The 19086-nt window shown below is 29.5% G+C and carries 22 protein-coding genes; 17 read left to right on the forward strand and 5 right to left on the reverse strand.

All coding sequences use genetic code 11. The features are described 5' to 3' along the window. Positions 1 to 9 precede the first annotated feature (9 nt). From treC to F3K33_RS11890, 3 genes are all read left to right on the forward strand, one after another. Positions 10 to 1662, forward strand: a complete 1653-nt coding sequence (treC, locus tag F3K33_RS11880) for an alpha,alpha-phosphotrehalase (RefSeq protein WP_039773250.1) — start codon at positions 10 to 12, stop codon at positions 1660 to 1662. A 778-nt stretch (positions 1663 to 2440) separates the two neighbouring features. Next, entirely contained in the window at positions 2441 to 2932 is a 492-nt protein-coding gene (locus tag F3K33_RS11885; protein ID WP_039773251.1) for an HD domain-containing protein, read from the forward strand. A gap of 21 nt (positions 2933 to 2953) precedes the next feature. Continuing rightward, positions 2954 to 3394, forward strand: coding sequence for a GNAT family N-acetyltransferase (locus F3K33_RS11890; RefSeq protein WP_039773252.1), 441 nt, complete (start codon positions 2954 to 2956; stop codon positions 3392 to 3394). A gap of 151 nt (positions 3395 to 3545) precedes the next feature. On the opposite strand, the gene F3K33_RS11895 is transcribed toward F3K33_RS11890, so the two are convergent. Beyond that, a complete protein-coding gene (locus F3K33_RS11895) occupies positions 3546 to 3866 on the reverse strand; it encodes a DUF1540 domain-containing protein (RefSeq protein ID WP_023976626.1) in 321 nt (106 codons plus the stop codon). 44 nt (positions 3867 to 3910) lie between these two features. Further along, complete coding sequence (locus F3K33_RS11900) at positions 3911 to 4456, reverse strand: NADH peroxidase (RefSeq protein WP_023976625.1); 546 nt, start codon at positions 4454 to 4456, stop codon at positions 3911 to 3913. 192 nt (positions 4457 to 4648) lie between these two features. Here F3K33_RS11900 and F3K33_RS11905 point away from each other — a divergent pair, with 192 nt between their 5' ends. The 10 genes from F3K33_RS11905 to F3K33_RS11950 all read left to right on the forward strand — a co-directional run bounded on the left by F3K33_RS11905 (position 4649) and on the right by F3K33_RS11950 (position 13028). Further along, entirely contained in the window at positions 4649 to 5302 is a 654-nt protein-coding gene (locus tag F3K33_RS11905; protein ID WP_012058542.1) for an HAD family hydrolase, read from the forward strand. Positions 5303 to 5489: 187 nt separating this feature from the next. Next, positions 5490 to 5672: a DUF1858 domain-containing protein gene (locus F3K33_RS11910; protein ID WP_012058543.1), complete on the forward strand. Its 183-nt coding sequence runs from the start codon at positions 5490 to 5492 to the stop codon at positions 5670 to 5672. 131 nt (positions 5673 to 5803) lie between these two features. Then, positions 5804 to 6736 carry a LysR family transcriptional regulator gene (locus F3K33_RS11915; protein ID WP_023976622.1) on the forward strand — a complete coding sequence of 311 codons (933 nt, stop codon included), beginning with the start codon at positions 5804 to 5806 and terminating at the stop codon, positions 6734 to 6736. Positions 6737 to 6756: 20 nt separating this feature from the next. Then, the gene (locus tag F3K33_RS11920) at positions 6757 to 7878 is read left to right on the forward strand and encodes a 5-methyltetrahydropteroyltriglutamate--homocysteine S-methyltransferase (RefSeq protein WP_039773893.1); all 1122 of its coding nucleotides are present in this window, start codon (positions 6757 to 6759) and stop codon (positions 7876 to 7878) included. A gap of 164 nt (positions 7879 to 8042) precedes the next feature. Continuing rightward, positions 8043 to 9179 carry a 5-methyltetrahydropteroyltriglutamate--homocysteine S-methyltransferase gene (locus F3K33_RS11925; RefSeq protein ID WP_039773892.1) on the forward strand — a complete coding sequence of 379 codons (1137 nt, stop codon included), beginning with the start codon at positions 8043 to 8045 and terminating at the stop codon, positions 9177 to 9179. 91 nt (positions 9180 to 9270) lie between these two features. Further along, entirely contained in the window at positions 9271 to 10035 is a 765-nt protein-coding gene (locus F3K33_RS11930) for an endonuclease/exonuclease/phosphatase family protein (protein WP_023976620.1), read from the forward strand. A 486-nt stretch (positions 10036 to 10521) separates the two neighbouring features. Beyond that, positions 10522 to 11043, forward strand: a complete 522-nt coding sequence (locus tag F3K33_RS11935) for a 3D domain-containing protein (RefSeq protein WP_023976619.1) — start codon at positions 10522 to 10524, stop codon at positions 11041 to 11043. A gap of 228 nt (positions 11044 to 11271) precedes the next feature. Next, complete coding sequence (locus F3K33_RS11940; RefSeq protein ID WP_012058549.1) at positions 11272 to 11952, forward strand: GTP pyrophosphokinase; 681 nt, start codon at positions 11272 to 11274, stop codon at positions 11950 to 11952. 13 nt (positions 11953 to 11965) lie between these two features. Beyond that, on the forward strand, positions 11966 to 12532 hold the full coding sequence (locus F3K33_RS11945; RefSeq protein ID WP_039773891.1) for a nitroreductase family protein: 567 nt from the start codon (positions 11966 to 11968) through the stop codon (positions 12530 to 12532). Between the two features lie 292 nt (positions 12533 to 12824). Continuing rightward, positions 12825 to 13028 carry a heavy-metal-associated domain-containing protein gene (locus F3K33_RS11950; RefSeq protein WP_012058551.1) on the forward strand — a complete coding sequence of 68 codons (204 nt, stop codon included), beginning with the start codon at positions 12825 to 12827 and terminating at the stop codon, positions 13026 to 13028. 94 nt (positions 13029 to 13122) lie between these two features. On the opposite strand, the gene F3K33_RS11955 is transcribed toward F3K33_RS11950, so the two are convergent. Next, positions 13123 to 13530, reverse strand: coding sequence for a secondary thiamine-phosphate synthase enzyme YjbQ (locus F3K33_RS11955; protein WP_039773890.1), 408 nt, complete (start codon positions 13528 to 13530; stop codon positions 13123 to 13125). 465 nt (positions 13531 to 13995) lie between these two features. Here F3K33_RS11955 and F3K33_RS11960 point away from each other — a divergent pair, with 465 nt between their 5' ends. Next, the gene (locus tag F3K33_RS11960; protein WP_039773889.1) at positions 13996 to 14451 is read left to right on the forward strand and encodes a cell wall-binding protein; all 456 of its coding nucleotides are present in this window, start codon (positions 13996 to 13998) and stop codon (positions 14449 to 14451) included. Positions 14452 to 14633: 182 nt separating this feature from the next. Here F3K33_RS11960 and F3K33_RS11965 read toward each other — a convergent pair whose 3' ends face one another. Next, the gene (locus F3K33_RS11965; protein WP_017209316.1) at positions 14634 to 15023 is read right to left on the reverse strand and encodes a bacteriohemerythrin; all 390 of its coding nucleotides are present in this window, start codon (positions 15021 to 15023) and stop codon (positions 14634 to 14636) included. Positions 15024 to 15645: 622 nt separating this feature from the next. Here F3K33_RS11965 and F3K33_RS11970 point away from each other — a divergent pair. The 3 genes from F3K33_RS11970 (at position 15646) to F3K33_RS11980 (ending at position 17502) form a co-directional block, all read left to right on the forward strand. Further along, positions 15646 to 16191 (forward strand): phosphatase PAP2 family protein, encoded by a 546-nt coding sequence (locus F3K33_RS11970; RefSeq protein WP_023976618.1) that lies wholly within the window; start codon positions 15646 to 15648, stop codon positions 16189 to 16191. A gap of 176 nt (positions 16192 to 16367) precedes the next feature. Beyond that, a complete protein-coding gene (locus F3K33_RS11975) occupies positions 16368 to 16727 on the forward strand; it encodes a hypothetical protein (protein WP_012058556.1) in 360 nt (119 codons plus the stop codon). Between the two features lie 142 nt (positions 16728 to 16869). After that, positions 16870 to 17502 (forward strand): DUF6304 family protein, encoded by a 633-nt coding sequence (locus F3K33_RS11980; protein ID WP_039773888.1) that lies wholly within the window; start codon positions 16870 to 16872, stop codon positions 17500 to 17502. 146 nt (positions 17503 to 17648) lie between these two features. Here the strand turns inward: F3K33_RS11980 and F3K33_RS11985 are convergent, their stop codons facing one another. Next, complete coding sequence (locus F3K33_RS11985; RefSeq protein WP_039773887.1) at positions 17649 to 19079, reverse strand: aspartate ammonia-lyase; 1431 nt, start codon at positions 19077 to 19079, stop codon at positions 17649 to 17651. Positions 19080 to 19086 lie beyond the last annotated feature (7 nt).

A 19086-nucleotide genomic window follows, 5' to 3' on the forward strand; every position in this document is an offset into this window, starting at 1 on the left:
GAAGAAATTATGAAGGATTTTAAGAAAAGTACTATTTATCAAATATATCCTAAATCATTTTATGATACAAACGGTGATGGAATTGGAGATTTAAACGGAGTAATAGAAAAATTAGATTATTTAAAAAATTTAGGTATAGATTATATATGGCTTACTCCTTTTTATCCTTCTCCTCAAGTAGATAACGGATATGATATCTCTGATTATTATAATATTGACCCAAGCTTTGGTACATTAGAAGATTTTGAAAAATTAGTACAAGAAGCAGAAAAAAGAGATATATATGTAATGCTTGATATGGTACTTAATCATACATCAACAGAACATGAATGGTTCAAAAAAGCTATAAGCGGAGATAGAAAATATAAAGATTTCTATATATTTAAGGAATCAGAAAAAGATACACCACCTACAAATTGGGAATCTAAATTTGGTGGAAATGCATGGGAATATGTAGAAAAGTTTGATGAATATTACCTACATCTTTTTGATAGAACTCAGGCAGATTTGAATTGGGATAATGAAGAAGTTAGAAATGAGATTTATGGTGTTGTTAACTTTTGGCTTAAAAAGGGTGTCAAAGGGCTAAGATTTGATGTTATAAATTTAATTTCAAAACCAGAAAAGTTTGAAAGTGATACAGAAGGTGATGGAAGAAGATTCTATACAGATGGTCCTAAAATTCATGACTATCTCCACGAACTTAATGAAAATACCTATGGAGAATATGAAGATATTGTAACTGTAGGAGAAATGTCATCAACTTCTCTTGAGAATTGTATAAGATATTCTAATCCAGAAGAAAAAGAATTATCAATGGTATTTAATTTCCATCATTTAAAGGTTGATTACTATAAAGGCGATAAATGGACTGTTATGGATTTTGACTTTATGAAGTTGAAGGCGTTATTTAAAACTTGGCAAGAAGAAATTCAAAATGGGTGGAATGCTCTGTTTTGGTGTAATCATGATCAGCCTAGAATAGTTTCTCGGTTTGGAAATGATAAAGAATATTTAAAAGAAAGTGCTAAAATGCTGGCAACTACAATACACATGATGAGGGGGACTCCATATGTGTATCAAGGTGAAGAGATTGGAATGACAAACCCTTATTTCGATAGCATAGAGAAGTATAGAGATGTAGAATCTATAAATTATTATAATATTTTAAAAGAGCAAGGAAAATCTGAAGAAGAGATATTACAGATTTTAAAAGCAAAATCTCGTGATAATTCTAGAACCCCAGTACAATGGGATGATAGTGAAAATGCTGGATTTACTAAAGGTGAACCATGGATACCTGTTAGCAGTGAATATAAAAGAATAAATGTTGAACAAGCATTAAAGGATGAAGATTCGATTTTCTATCATTATCAAAAGCTAATAAGGTTGAGAAAAGATTATGAAGTGATTTCAAATGGAAGTATAAAGTTTATTCTTGAAGAAAATAATAAAGTACTTTCATATGTAAGAAATTTAGGCGACGCTACAGTACTTGTCATAAATAATTTTTATGGAGAAAGTACAAAAGTAGAGGTTCCTGATGAATATGCAAATAAAAGTGCTAAGAGTAAAATATTAATATCAAATTATAAAGATAGTAGTGTATTAAATAAAGAGTTAAATTTAAGACCATTTGAATCAATTGTATATCATATATAGATAAACAATATATAACTTAGACTTTATGAAATTATCCACCGAAAGTAGAAACATTGTTATTTCACAGGACTATGAAAATTTCACTGAAAGCACTAAATTGCAGGTTTCACCACTAATGCTTGCTCCCAATTTCATTGTGACAAGCATTAATGGAACAACCTACAAATAAGGGCTTTTAACAGCTCATTTTCAATGCCTGTTTCATAAAAATGTTTCTGCTTTCTAGTATGGCATTTAATGCAAAGTATAAATGAAATTCTTAAATTGTTTAACTATATAAATAAGTCAATTATAAGTTGGATTTATACTATGAAATATATCCCAGCTAGAAACTGGAACAAAAGTATGTTATTCATTTCGGCGAGTTATATGCATAAGTTCAGGTCTTAGTCGGGTTATCAATAGGAAATCAGGAACTTTAAAATTATATAATATATGGAAATTACAGTAGCAACTGTTCAGCAAATGGGTGGTTGTTACTTTTTTGTACAAAAAAATTATAAAGGCTTCCAGTGTTAATACGTGAGTTTATAATCTTTTATGTGCGCAGTTTATATATAGGTAGAGAAAATATGAAGTTAAAGCTAGTTATAATAATATTTAACGAAGAGGCTGGTGGTTTCAAAAGATAAGTCTTATAAGTATAAGAATTAATATAAAAGCTATATTAATATATCTCATGAATTAGTATAATAATTAAATAAGATATATTATTAAGAAGGAAGGTGGATTAGCTCTGGGTATACTATTAAAGTATGCTGCAGACTAAAATGTAATTATGAATGAAAAAATTAGTACTATAATAAATGAAATGATACAATACTATGCAAAAGATCCGAGAAGGGTTAATCACTTTTTAAAGGTATTTTCTTTTGCTAAATCTATAGGGGAACTCGAAAATATAGATAAGAAGACTCAGGAAATTTTAGAAGTAGCTGCAGTAATGCATGATATAGGAATAAAAGTTAGTGAAGAAAAATATAATTCTTCTGCTGGAAATTATCAAGAACTTGAAGGGCCTCCTGTTGCAAAGGAAATGCTTTCAAAATTTAATTTTAGTGAAGAATTTATTGAAAGAGTATGCTATTTGATTGGGCATCATCATACATATAGCAAAATTGATGGCATTGACTATCAAATATTAATAGAAGCTGATTTTTTAGTTAATATTTATGAAGATGAAATAAAAACTCCTCAAATTGAAAGTATAAAAAATAAATACTTTAAAACAAAATCAGGAACAGAATTTTTAAATAGCTTATACCTGTAATACAAAATAAGGGGTAATAAAATGATAGAATATAAAAATTTAGATAGAGAAATTATTAGAGAAATTTCAGAAGTTTATGTAAATGCTTTTAATTGTGAACCGTGGAATGACAAATGGACTATTGAAAGTGCATCTAAACGCATATCTCAGATGATAAATTGCGAAGGGGTTAATGGACTGGTTGCATTTGATGGGGAAAAATTAGTGGGAATGATACTTGGAAGCATTGAATATTATTATGATGCAGTACTTTTTCAAATTAAAGAACTTTGTGTAGAACCTAAAATTAAAGGTGCAGGTATAGGTTCAAAGTTGCTGAGTGAATTTATAACAAGATTAAAAGCTAAGGGGATAGATAGAGTGATTTTGCTGACACTTAAAACTAATGAAACAGAAGGTTTTTATAAGAAGCATGGATTCAAAACTTTTGAGAATATGATAATGATGGGAAAGGAAATCTAAAAAATATATAATATCATCGAACTGGTTTTTATATGTAAATAAACTGTCTAAAATTATATATGGGTATTCTGAAGAATAGATATTTAAATATTCTTCAGAATACCTATTGTTAGGAATATTAGAATATAGAACACTTAATCATATATTCTAATTATTCTCTAGAATCGTAACTAGCACATTTAGTTTCAGTATATAATTGGGCTCCATTACCTGCTACTTGTATAGAATCTAGGCTACAAAGTTTGTTAGTGTTATGATTACATGTTTCAACGTTGCAAGTTAGAGCATCGCATTTTCCTTGAGAATTAGTATTATTAGTTAAGTCACTATAATGAGATTCTTGTAAAAATGAACCACAGCAAGTTCCTCTTTCACTACTTGCAGACATTCCACCAATATCAACTCTATTTGAATAGCAAACTCCACTATGGTTGTGTGAACAATTATTTACTTCACAATTAATTTTTTCCATAAAAAACACACTCCTTTAAGTTAAATCTTAATCTAGTTATAATATTATTTGCTAAAGTATCTATCAAGTAAGCCTTTAAATGCTTTACCATGTCTTGCTTCATCTTTACACATTTCATGAACAGTATCATGTATAGCATCTAAATTATGCTCCTTAGCTAAGGTTGCAAGTTTCTTTTTACCTTCGCAAGCACCATATTCAGCTTCAACTCTAGCACTTAAATTAGATTTAGTATCAGGAACAACAACTTCCCCTAAAAGTTCTGCGAATTTAGCAGCATGTTCCGCTTCTTCATAAGCAATTCTTTTATATGCTTCACCTACTTCAGGATAACCTTCACGGTCAGCTTGACGGGACATTGCTAAGTACATTCCGACTTCAGTACATTCACCTATGAAATTAGCTCTTAAACCTTCTAATAATTCATCATTAAGACCGCCAGCAACACCGATTCTATGTTCATCAGCAAAATTTAATGAGTCAGTCATTTCTTTGAATTTGTCAGCACCTGCTTTACAGATAGGACAAACGTCTGGTGGGGTGTCACCTTCATGGATATAACCACAAATAGTACAAACAAATCTTTTCATTTAAAATTCCTCCATAAACTATTATTGTATTTTTTAGGTATTAAACAACCTTAAAAATAGTATTACCAATTAAAACAAAAATATTAATATATAATTTTTATTAATTAAATTATTCAGGTGTCGTATAATTTTCTAAATATGTTATAATTTATTGAAGTGATTTAAGAGTGATAAACAAGGAGGAATTTTTACTTGAATAACAATTTTGAATATATATTATTTGATTTAGATGGAACACTTACTGATTCTGGCGAAGGAATAACTAAATCAGTTCAATATGCTTTAAAGTCTTTTGGAATTTTAGTTGATGACCTTAAAGAATTAAACAAATTTATTGGACCACCTTTAAAGGATTCGTTTAAAGAATATTATAACTTCGATGAGGAAAAAGCACAGCTTGGATTGGTAAAATACAGAGAATATTTTGCTGAAAAAGGTATCTATGAAAATAAGTTGTATGATGGAATACCAGAACTTCTAGAGGTGCTTAAGAAAAATAATAAAAAAATTGTACTTGCTACATCAAAACCAGAAGTGTATGCAAGGCAAATTTTACAATACTTTAAAATCGATAAATATTTTGATTTTGCAGCTGGAGCAGATTTTGAAGAAACAAGAGTAAATAAAGGGGATGTAATAAAATATGCTTTACAAGAGGCTAATATTACAGACTTATCAAAGGTTATCATGGTAGGAGACAGAGAACATGATATTATCGGCGCAAAAGAAAATAATATAAAATCAGTGGGAGTTCTTTATGGTTTTGGAGATGTTATTGAACTAACCCAAGCCAGAGCAGAATATATAGTTAAGGATACAGAAGAACTATTGAATATTCTTCTTTAAAAAATTATAAATCAGTTATATAAGGATAATTATGTTGATATCTTCAATACTCAGTAAAGAAATATAAAAATTAATTTGTAACATCAGTTACGGAAGTAATATGGAATAAACATTATAATAAGATTAAAGATAAACAATAAAAACTTAAAAGATAATTTATTAAGATATATGAGAGGAGAATGTCAACATGATAACTAAGGATTTAACAATAGGAGAAATAATTCGTATAAAGGAAAATGCACCACAAATTTTAATGAGCTTCGGAATGGGATGTGTTGGATGCCCATCTGCACAAGCTGAAACAATTGAAGATGCAGTTAAAGTTCATGGAATAAATTTAGAAGAATTATTAGAACAATTAAATAAATAATATACTTAATAGAAAGGCTGCTTAAAACTAAGCGGTCTTTTTTTGTGTAAAGAAAATCATAGATATTTATAAATGATAAAATCTAGATTATAATATCAAATAAAGGATTTTAGCTGAAAGGGGGAAAAACATTGACTTTGCAACAATTAAAATATGCTCTTGAAATTGCAAGGTACGGGTCAATAAACGAGGCAGCTAAAAAATTATTTATATCCCAGCCAAGTCTATCTAATTCAATAAGAGAACTTGAGAGTGAACTAGGAATTGTAATATTTGAGAGGACAAATAGAGGAATTAGCATTTCTTCAGATGGAATTGAATTCTTAGGGTATGCTCGCCAAATAAGTGAACAAGCTGAATTTATTGAGGACCGCTATCATGGAAGAAGAGAAAAGATTATGCATTTCTCTGTGTCAACTCAGCATTATGCTTTTGTTGTAAATGCATTTACAAAACTCTTAAAAGAAATTGAAACAAATCAGTATGAGTTTAATTTAAGAGAAACAAAGACATATGAAATAATAGAAGATGTAAAAACTCTTCGTAGTGATGTTGGGATTTTATATATTAACGAAGTAAACTCTAAGGTCATGAATAGAATTTTTAGTGATAGTAATTTGAAATTCACTCCACTTTTTAATGCAAACCCACATATAATCATAAGTAATAATCATCCTCTTTCTACCAAAGAAAGTGTTACTACTAATGAGATGTTAGAATTTACTTATATAACATTTGAACAGGGAATTAACAATTCATTTAATTTTTCAGAAGAAATGATGAATATGGCTAATGTGCCTAAAAGTATTAAAGTTATTGATAGAGCAACACTTTCAACTTTATTAACCAGTACAGATAGTTATACAATTGGAACAGGATTTATAGACTCTGATTTTGATGAAAGCAAACTTAAAGCAATACCAATAGAATGTGATGAAATTTTCACAGTTGGATGGATAGCCCATAAGGATATTAAGCTTAATAAAATAACAATGCGCTACATTGAGATTCTAAACGAAATTATTTCAACAAATTATTTAGACTTAAATTATTATCTGTTATAGCAGTTTAAATGGAGGAAAATATGAGTAATGAGATTATAGGTACAAAGAGAAATAGTCCACCTTTTCGATATGATATAGTTGGAAGTTTTCTTAGAACTGATGAAATTAAGATTGCACGGAAACAATATAATAGTGGGGAGATAAATGCTGAAGAGCTGAGAAGTATTGAAGATATAGAAATAAGGAAGCTTATAGAAAAGGAAAAAGAAATAGGATTAATAGCTGTTACTGATGGAGAGTTTAGGAGATCTTGGTGGCATCTTGATTTTTTTGTTGGAATAGAAGGTACAAAGAAAATAACATTAAATCAAGGAGGTAGTGTTCAGGGATCTAGAACAAAGGCTGAAAGCTTTCAAATTGTCGATAAGATAAGATTTAATAAGCATCCAATGTTAGAGCATTTTAAGTATTTAAATAGCATTGTTAAAGATCAAAATATTGCTAAATTTACTATTCCATCACCATCTCTCTTTCATTTTGTTCAAAGTCACAATAAAAATAATGTATATAGTAGTGATGAAGAGCTTATGGAAGATATCATTAGTGTTTACAAATATGCAATAAAGGAGTTTTACGATGCAGGCTGTCGTTATTTGCAGTTTGATGATACTGCATGGGGAACCCTATGTAGTGAAAGACACAGAAGTTATTTTAGGAGTCAGGGAATTAACCCAGAAGCTCTTTCAAAGAATTATGTAAGATTGATAAATGAGAGTGTCAAAGAAAAACCAGAAGATATGATTATAACTTTGCATGTTTGCCGTGGAAATCTACATTCAATAGGATTTGCATCAGGTGGATATGAACCTATTGCAGAAGAATTATTTTCTAATGCTAAGGTGGATGGATTCTTTCTTGAATATGATAGTGAAAGATGCGGAGATTTTAAGCCGCTAAGATTTATAAATGATCAGTTTGTTGTATTGGGACTTGTGACAACAAAGCATGGAGGCCTTGAAAGTAAAGAGCAATTAAAAAATCGTATTGCAGAAGCTTCTCAATATGTAGATATTAATAAACTTTGCTTAAGTCCACAGTGTGGTTTTGCATCAACAGAAGAAGGAAATATAATTACCGAAGAAGAACAATGGGAGAAAATTAAACTCGTTATTGAAACAGCTAATGAAATTTGGAAGTTATAGATTGTCATAAGGGCTAGTTTATAAGTTTGCCTTTTAAAAGTGAATTTGTTTGTTATAGGAAAATATTATAGCCAGTAATAGTTTTTTGAAGTTACCTTACTTGGGGTTAAACATGCTATACTGATTTCAAGAATAAAGCAAGGCAATTAAGGGGGATTAAAAAAATGAGTATAGAATTTAAAAATGCAAAACAAAGAAGTGTTGCACCATTTAGGGCTGATATTGTAGGAAGTTTTTTACGACCAGAGGTTATTAAAGAGGCGCGTGCTAAATTTCAAAATCAAGAGATTTCAAGTAATGAATTAAAAAGAATAGAAGATGAAGAAATAATAAAATTAGTGAAAAAACAAAAGGAACTTGGGCTTAAAGCAGTAACAGATGGAGAATTTAGGCGCTCATGGTGGCATCTTGATTTTATGTGGGGATTAGATGGGGTAGAAAAACGTGTACTAGAAACAGGCTATAAATTTAACGGACTAGAAACTAGAGCAGAAACAGCCGCATTAACAGGAAAAATAGATTTTAGTAATCATCCGATGGTTGAACATTATAAATTTTTAAAGAGTATCTCGGGAGATGATGTAGTCGCTAGACAGACTATTCCAGCACCGGCACAATTTCTTGCAGAACTTCAACGTGGTGAAAATAAGGAGATTACAGAATCTATTTATAAAAACATAGATGAGTTAATTTTAGATATTGCAAATGCTTATAAAAAAGCTATTAAAGCATTCTATAATGAAGGTTGCAGAAATCTTCAACTTGACGATTGTACTTGGGGTATGCTTTGTGATAAAAAATATTGGGAAGCTAGACAACAAGAAGGCGTAGATACAAATGATATTGCTAAACTATACGCAAAGGTAAACAACTTAGCAATTGAAGAGCATCCTGAAGATTTGGTTATTACAATGCATGTTTGCCGTGGAAATTATAATTCAACATGGGCAGGATCTGGTGGATATGAACCAGTAGCAGAAATTCTTTTTGGAACTGTAAATGTAGATGGATTTTATCTAGAGTATGATACAGATCGTGCAGGAGATTTTGCACCATTAAGGTTTATCAAAAATCAACAAGTAGTTTTAGGGTTAATAAGTTCTAAGACAGGAATATTAGAAAATAAAGAAGAAGTTAGAGAAAGAATTAGAGAAGCAACAAAATACGTAGATATTAACCAAGTTTGCTTAAGTCCACAATGTGGTTTTGCCTCTACTGAGGAGGGAAATGTTCTAACAGAAGAAGAACAGTGGAATAAGATAAAGTTAGTAAGAGAACTTTCAGAAGAAATTTGGAAATAAAAATATATGATTTCTTCCTTAAGTGAGTATAATATAATTATATTCATAGGCTAATTTGAAAGATAAAAAGCAAATTAGAAGGAGGATTCAAATGAGAGTAATGACCTTTAATTTAAGACGTGATGTTCCTATAGATTTTAATGATAGATGGAATGCTAGAAGGAGCTTGATTTATAACGTAATAAATGAGTATAAATGCGATATAATAGGGGTTCAGGAAATTAAAGATAATATGCTTAATGATATTAAAGAAAATATTGAAGTATATAATATTATTGGAGCCCCAAGAGGGAAAAAAGTTTCTTCCGAAAGGAACAGTTTATTAATCTCTAGAAATTATTTAATTGAAGATTATAAAACTTTCTGGCTATCTGAAACTCCAGATAAGATAGGAAGCCGCGTATGGTACTCATATCTTCCAAGAATTTGCACAACAGCCATTTTACAAATGGATAATGGAAGAAGAGTTAGGGTTTGCAATACTCATTTAGATAATCTGCTTCCAAAGGCAAGAATGTATGGTTTAAAAAAGATTTTAGAATTTATAGAAGATGAAAAACTTCCAGTTATATTAATGGGGGATTTTAATGATAGACCTAATAGTAAGTTGATTAAAAGTCTTAAAGAGGGGAAAATATCAAGTAAAAAATTATTACCAGTACAAGACGTAAATATGGGTTTATATAATGAATCTACAATAGGAAATTTCAAAAGGTCAGGAAAAGGGCTTCATATAGATTATATATTTGTATCGGAGGAAATAGATGTGGTTAATGCTGAAATAATTAAATATAATGATAACGGGAAGTATCCCTCTGATCATTACCCTTTAATGGCAGATGTGGTGATAAATTGAATATATAAAAATTTAAATAAAGCATTAGTAAAAAAACTTGGAATTCTAAGATTATGAATCCAAGTTTTTTTTATTGTCTAGGAAAGTATAAAAAAATTGGATTTTGAAAGCTAGTTATATGAATGGTTAAGAGGATGTTGGCTTGTAAAAATATGATTAAGAAAATAAATCATATTCGCCTACATAAAATGTTCTTATATGGACAATACGGAACTTAACAACAGTCGCCTGCGATTTTTTTACTTCTCTAGAATTTTATATTATAGTGGAATCTCAAGCTACACAGCCGGCGGAGATTTTGTTGTTATGGGATTTTTAGTAAATTAACAAGTTGAAATTATATTTTGTTGATTATACTGGATATAAATACATAATGAACCAATTAACTTTAAAATGAAGAAAAAATATTATATAATAGTATATATTGTAAATAAATTAAAAATAAAATAAAAAAATATATTATTAATATAAAGGAGAATAAATTTATTGTCGAAATTAGAGAAATGTGTATGCGTAACATACATATGTTTAGCAATTGTCTTAGGTGGGCTTGCAGCTTATTGTAAAGTAACATTTGGTGAAATAAATTACAGCGGCTTAATAGCTAGAAAAGATAAGAAGCCCTCTGATGTAAATGTGAATACTACTAATAACAATGAGAGCATAGAAAAAGTATTAACTGCCGCACCTAAAGTGCCGATAAAAGCAGAATTAACAGCCTACTGTAATTGCGCTATATGCTCAGAAGCTTGGGGCTCAGAAACCGCAATGCAGACCCATACTAGAGTTGGAACTATAGCTGTACCTAAAAATATTCCGTTAGGAAGTAAAATATATATTCCGGATTTAAAAGATTATAAAGATGACGGTATTTTTGATGCAGAAGATAGAGGTGGCGCAGTTAAAGTTAAAAGCGATGGTACCTATATAATAGATGTGTGGCTTCCAACCCATGAGCAAGTCAAGGAATTTGGAAGAAAAAAGACTACAGTTTATCTAATAAAATAATAGTAGCTTGAAGTTTTTCTAATATTCAATTAAAATTATGTTAGTATGAGGAAATAAAGCAAGAAAAAAATAGAATATATATTGCAAAAATAGTCCTTTATCATAATTCTAAAAAATATTACAAGAATTTTAGTTGTAATTGTGAATTGTGAAATGTGCATTGCAATATATATTACATATATTTTGTTAAGAAGAGTCTTTTTTTAGACTAAGGGGGACAATAGGCTTATGGGTCAATCAAAAGAAAATGATCAAATATTTTGGGACAGTAGAGAAAACATTATATCACCAGAATTAGTTGAAGAAAGAATAGAAGAGATGAATGAAACGTTACTTGTTTATAGATCAGCAATAAAGGAAGTTAAGACTAAATTAGATATTTTAGATGATGAACTTAAGATAAAGAGGAAGAGGAATCCGATTGAATACATGAAATCTAGAGTGAAGACTCCAAGCAGTATTATGGATAAACTTAAACGTAAAGGGTTCGAAATGAGCATTGAATCTGCTAAAAAGAATTTAAATGATATTGCGGGAATTAGAGTTATCTGTTCTTTTGTAGGTGATATATATGATATCGCCAATATGCTAATAAGACAGGATGATATAACACTAATTGAAGAAAAAGATTATATAAACAGTCCTAAGCCAAATGGCTATAGAAGTCTTCATTTAGTTATAGAGGTTCCAATATTTTTTTCGGATCATGTGGAGCCAGTCAGAGTTGAAGTTCAAATTAGAACGATAGCTATGGACTTTTGGGCTAGTCTTGAGCATAAATTATATTATAAGACATCTGGAGATGGACCGCTGCATATTACGCAAGACTTAAAGGAATGTGCGGAGCTTATAGCATCTACAGATATGAGGATGCAGGATATACAAAGAAAGGTAGAAAAACTAAGATAGGTGGTTTGTTAAAATGATAAAAGAGCTTGTATTGAAAAATAGGTCATATAGGAGGTTTTATCAGGATAAAAGCATTGATATGAATACTTTAAGAGACTTGGTGGATTTAGCGAGGCTATCAGCATCAGGAGCTAATAAACAAGTATTAAGGTATATTTTATCAAATGAAAAAGAACAAAATGAAAAAATAAGTAAATGCATATTTTGGGCAGGTTACTATAAGGATTGGGATGGTCCTAAAGAAGGCGAAAAACCAAGTGCTTATATAGTAGTACTAAAGGATACAAGTCTTGGCCAAGGTGCGCCGCAAGATGATGGCATAGCAGTACAAAGTATGTTACTTGGAGCTGTTGAAAATAATTTGGGCGGATGCATTATAGGAAATATAGATAGAAAGAATCTAAGAGAAGAACTAAATTTAGATGAAAAATTTGAAATTTCCTTGGTAGTAGCTCTTGGTTATCCTAAAGAAGAAGTAGTTATAGAAAATATAAATGAATCTGGAGATGTAAAGTATTGGAGAGATGACAAACAAGTACATCATGTTCCAAAAAGAACATTGGATGATTTGATTTTATAAGTAGTGAACTCGAATCTGTTATTTGATGTGAATCAGTTAAGCAGACATTTCAAAAGTGATGATCAAAATCTTGTATTTGGCTATAAGTGAAGGGTTCTTAATTGCAGAATAGCTGTTTAATTTATAGGTGCAGAACTTTCTCTGTAAGCATCTATGATTTGATTATGGTTACTTACTCTTTGAGTATCCAGCGAACAAATATGAGTGGATTTTCTTTAAAAAATATTGATATAATAGTGTGATTTTGAACATACTATACTTGTTACTTTGTAGAAAAAGGAGAATAGTATATATGGAAAGAATACATTATAATGTTGATGGATTAGCAAATGAAAATATGAAAACACAAGTTAAAAATGCACTGGAAAAAATCCAAGGTGTAGATAAGGTTTGTGTAGATCTTGCACGTGGAAGTGTTGAAGTAGTATATAATGCTCCTGCAACAGTAGAAGAAATTAAAAGCTGTATAGAGAATACAGGACATGATGCTAGATAAAAGAAAATATCTTTTTAGATTTGTTGCTAAAGAGGAATGTATTTAGGTTTACATTCCTCTTTAGTTTTTATGTAAATATAAAATTTAACCAGGATTAGCCTTCTATTATTTTTACATAAAACATTCTATCCCTAGGACCATCAAACTCGCAGAAATATACGTTTTGCCATCGTCCTAAAATTAGATTGCCATTATTTAAAATAAGAGTTTGTGAAGCACCTACTGTTGAAGATTTTAGGTGAGAATGTGAATTCCCTTCAAAATGCTTATAATTCGAATCTGTGGTTGGGTAAATTTTTTCAAAACCATATATTAAATCGCTAACTACATCTGGATCTGCATTTTCATTTATAGTTATTCCAGCTGTAGTATGAGGGCAATAAACTACTATGATTCCATTTCTAATATTACTGTTTTTAATATCTTCTCTTATATAAGAAGTTATATCAACCATAGATTGTCTAGGTTTAATTTCGAGGGAGTGTTTAAATAAATTTGACATAATAAAGCCTCCTTAACATTGTTTTTACATAATATTATAATATACCAGTTATGTAAATATATAAACAATTTTATAAATCTATATTGCAATAATAGACTTAGATTTTAGATTCTAATGAACCAGATAATTAATTAGGAGTAGAGTGTAGAAACTTAATTTCATCATATATACAGCAGTGTAATTGAATTTTTTTATTCTCTAGGAATTTATATTCAAGTTAAATCTGTGTATAAGTTATAGAAAAGACCAATTCAGAAGGTTACGGTTTGTAAAGAGAATAAAAAAGAAAATATATTCGCCTGCCAAATTTTTCTCACATACGTTCGAAAAGGCAGATGCGTAAAAAAATCTACGGCTCCACAGTCGCCTACGTTTTTTTTATTTCAGAATTTTAAGTCTATTTTATAAATTATGTTAATAAAAATAATAGTAAATATAGATTTTTGATTTGGAGAGGATAAGAGAATGATAAAAACTATTAGTTTTAAATATATATTAATGTTAGGCACTTTATTAAGTATTGTATTTGCATTTCAATTAATTTATGATGTGAAGGCAAATGGGGAATGGGTGTATGTAAACAATAGCTGGCGATATTATAGTGGTCCCGAACAGAATACTGGTTGGTATAAATACAAAGATAATTGGTATTATTTAGATGAAAACGGTATGGCAAAAACCGGATGGCTTAAAAGTGAAGGCAAGTGGTATTATCTGGACACAGTTACAGGAAAAATGCTGAGTGGATGGATTCAAAATAGAGGGAATTGGTATTATTTAAATAGTTCTGGAGAAATGGTGACAGGGTGGCTTAGATATAATGGAAATTTATATTATTTAAATTCCTCTGGAGTAATGGTTAAGGACATATATATTGGAACTTATTATTTAGGACCAGATGGGGCATGGGAAGAAGGATAGATAGTTGAAATAAATTATCCTATAGATATAAAGTGAAATTACCAATCTGTGAAAACTTGGAAAAATAAAAAATACTATTTCAAAATGTATTAGTAAAAAACATTGAGAGATAGTATTTTTTTTTATAATAATTTTATATCTAAAAAGAAAAAGCTTGTCCTAGAAAATGCTAAATTGGAGCTTTATTGACCTATCAACTTATCGTTTTCAAAGATATGTTCAATTAACCAATCATTTAAAAGCTGTAATAGAGTAGAAATCGATTCATTCTGATTTTCATCAATACTCCTAAAATCTACTTCATTAATTCTTTTTATAAAAGCGTCATGTTCTATCTTTTGAGTGAACATTCTTTTATAGTTAATTTTCTTCATATATTCTTCTTCTGCTTTAAAATGGAATGATGTATAGTCGCGTAGCTCATCTACTAACTCTAATATGTTATCATATTTATCAGTTGTAAAATCATTTTTTAGTAGATTGTAAGCTTTGTCTGCTATTTCGAAGAGAACTTTGTGCTGTTCGTCAATAAAATCAATTCCAGTCTTAAATTCTTCTTTAAATTCATACATTAAATGTTACCTTCTTTCTTATAATTGTATAATTACATATAAAACAATTATATATTACTTTTGTAAAATTTTCTATATTAGGGATAAAGATAATTCCTATCAATAAGAGTAAATAGTATTTGTATATAATAAGAAACTATATAAATCCTGCTAAATTAATGATACAGTAGTATTAGAAAAATTTACAGCAATTATCAATATAAACTATATATTGCACTTAAGTTTTTACATTTTAAGATTAATTGAGCTCTTTTTTATTAATATCTTAAACGTAAACTTGCTAGAGATACCACAATTATAAGCTATGCTCAGACTATGAAATATTTTCCAAACAGAAATGAGTGATATACTTTTGTGGAATGTTTCATTGGTAATTTTGATGGATGTGATTCTTGGCTATAAGTTGTTCCAAATGTGCTAGTTCAAAGCTTGCTCTTTGAGGCTAGCACTTTGGATGCAACTTTATAGCCTTAGAATCACCCATCATAATTACCTAGAAACTGGAACAAAAGTATATTATTCATTTCGGTGAGATGTATGCATAAGTATAGATTATAGTTGGTTTATCTATATTGCAATACAAAAACTATGAAAAAATAAATGAGAAAAGGAATTGGAATTTATGGAAGTGATTCAGAACATAGATAATAATATTTTAGAATTTATACAAATCCATATGAGGACTCCCGCTTTAGATAAGATCATGCCACTAATAACTATTCTTGGAAGTAAAATTACTATATGGACGTTTATTGCTTTAATACTTATAATAGGAAAAGAATATAGGAAGTATGGTATTATGATAATATGTTCTTTGATATTATGTTTTATTGTAGGAAATTTAGGCTTAAAACCTTTAGTAGCCAGAACTCGTCCTTTTAATGCTGAACCAATATTAAATATGATTCATATGAAGCTGCCAACAGATTTTTCTTTTCCGTCAGGCCATACTATGTGTTCATTTGCACCAGCAACTATAATTAATTATATGAATAAAAGAGCTGGGATACTTGCATTAACTCTAAGCACATTAATAGGCTTTTCAAGGTTATACTTATATGTACATTATCCATCAGATGTTTTTGCAGCGATGGTTATTGGGCTTTTAATAGGTAATTTAGTTATTGCAGCATTTAATAAAAGAGCATTAAGTTCTATTTTGAGTTAAACCAAGTTACTATTGATTCCGAAACCCATATTTAATGACTTTGAAAATAATTTCTTATTATTAGTAAATTATTATTTTGAAAATTAAAGATATACATTATAATAATTATGAGGAAGATTATTATAAAAGCAAATTATTGAAAATGATATTGGAGCTTATTACAAAGGGGGAAGAATGTGAGTTGGGATTGTGCGGTATGGCACTGCAATATTGTAAAAAATAAAGAGGATGCAGAAATTCTATATAAACGACTATGCGAAGGAGATACTTCGTTAATTGGTCCTACACAAAAAATACAAGATTTTTATGAAGAATTAACATCTAAGCATCCTGAAATTGATGATATAAGTGAAGAGGAAATTGGGGATTTAGATTTATGCCCATGGAGTGTAACTTTTGATAAATCAGAAGGACACATTATTATGTCTTGTGTATTTAGCAAGGCTGATCATGTAAGCGATTTGATAAAGGAATTAGCTCAAAAATATGAACTATCTTTCTATGAACCTCAAAATAAAAATTTTATTTATAATTAAAAGTACATAGATAATAATCTTTGCTGTTTGTGGTTAAATGTGGTAATATAGAAAGGTGGTTTTTTATTATAATTTAAATTCTTTACTTTAAATTATAATGGGATATGAGAAAAATAAATTGGGGAGGGATATTAAATATTATATGGTCAAGGTAAAATATTCTGCTATATATACTGATAATTTTGGCTGTGAGCAGGCAGAACTATACTTTCTAAAAGGGGGACTTCAATTTAATATAAGAGATTGCGTCTTTTATGATGATCATTTTGATTTTGATTTTTATACTAAGAGACCTTATGAGCATAAACAACTTTTCTATTTAAAGGATGATGAATTAATAGAATATGCTATGGATGTGAGAATTCCATTAATAATGACATATGATGATGAGGAATGTGTGAGAGAATCTATATTATTCATTAAGAGACAGAGAAATTCTTATAATAATATGCTTTCACTTGATCTAGATGGAAAATCTTATACTGTTGAAGGATATAATTTGCAAGAATTATTATATAAAATGAAGAAAAAACTGCCTAAAGAATATACTATGGAATCTGATTTTTCATGTATGCTGGGTGTATATTCTATTGAAGCAAATAAAGAAAATGATTTTTATTGTTTTAGAAATTTCGAAGAAGAAGATGATGAAAGTGTTTCTAGCGAATCTTTTTGTTTGGAATCCTCTGATTTTAGAAGTAGAGATGCTTTTAATGGACTTAAAAAGTATCCAATTACTTATATATTCAATGAATATTGTTTAAGTAAGATTTAATCAGTCATATTTATGTATAATAATATAAAAAAGAGATGGCGCATATAAGATGTGCTATCTCTTTTTGGTTAATACCACGATTCATAAAATCATGTTCATATAATAGTATAATCCAAATTTTTAAAAATTATACCAAGAGTTAAAAATTATATTGCTTGATTTATTTTTTCCTTTGATTCTATTGTTAGTGAAGAATTCAATTGTGTCATTAAATTTGGATCTAGAATTTGTTCTAATTCCTCAGAAGTTAATATACCTTTAGCTAGAACAAGTTCTTTTACAGAAATTCCTGATTTTAATGATTCTTTTGCAATGTCAGCGGAATTTTGGTATCCAATGTATGGGCAAAGTGCTGTTACAATACCAACACTATTGTCTAAGAGTTCTTTACATCTTACTTCATTAGCAGTAATACCTATAATACAATTATCAACTAAAGTTGTAGTGGCATTTTGAAGCGTTTCTATTGACTCAAACAATTTATAGAATAGAACAGGTTCAAAAGCATTAAGCTCTAATTGACCTGCTTCTGCTGCCATAGTTATTGTTAAATCATTACCTATAATGTTAAATGCGACTTGTGAGACTACTTCTAAAATAACAGGATTAACTTTGCCAGGCATAATAGAAGAACCATTTTGCATTGAAGGCAGGTTGATTTCAGCAAAACCTGTTTTGGGTCCGCTAGATAGAAGTCTTAAATCATTTGCCATTTTAGATAGATTAACTGCACATGTTTTTAGAAGTCCTGATACACTTACAAAACAGTCAAGATTTTGAGTCGCATCAATTAAATCATTTGATTGAGTTAAATTAAGACCGCAAATTTTTCTTAAATTAGGAGTTATATTATGAAAATATTCAGGGCTTACATTTATTGCTGTACCAATAGCTGTGCCCCCTATATTTAGAACAAGCATATCTTTTTCAGCCTTTTTTAAGCGTTCTATATCACGTTTTATCATCGATGCAAAAGCATTGAATGATTGTCCAAGTCTAATTGGAACCGCATCTTGAAGTTGAGTACGTCCCATTTTAATTATATTATTAAATTCTAGCGATTTTAATTTAAGAGTGTTATATAAACGTTGAAGCTCTGCAATAGTTTTTGGAAGCATTTTTAGAACTGTAAGTTTTCCGGCTGTAGGGAATACATCATTAGTAGATTGGGCCATATTTACGTGATCGTTTGGGTGTACAACATTATAACTGCCTTTAATTTCTCCAAGGAGTTCAATTGCACGATTAGCTATAACTTCATTAGCATTCATGTTAGCAGAAGTTCCTGCGCCTCCTTGAATTGAATCTACTATAAATTCTTCATGTAATTTTCCGCAAATAATCTCATCGCAAGCATTTATTATAGCATTGGCAATCGTTGAAGTTAAGAAATTTGCATCTCTATTTGTAATAGCAGCAGCTTTTTTTATTTCAGCAAGACTAATTATAAATTCCTTATTTAATTTTCTTTCAGTAATAGGAAAATTGCTTTTTGCTCTTAATGATTGAATGCCGTAATATGCACTGGCTGGTACCTCCATAGTCCCTATTGAGTCTGATTCCATACGTGTTTTCATTTAAAAA

Source organism: Clostridium beijerinckii (assembly GCF_008705175.1).
In the GTDB taxonomy this organism is placed as follows: domain Bacteria; phylum Bacillota; class Clostridia; order Clostridiales; family Clostridiaceae; genus Clostridium; species Clostridium beijerinckii.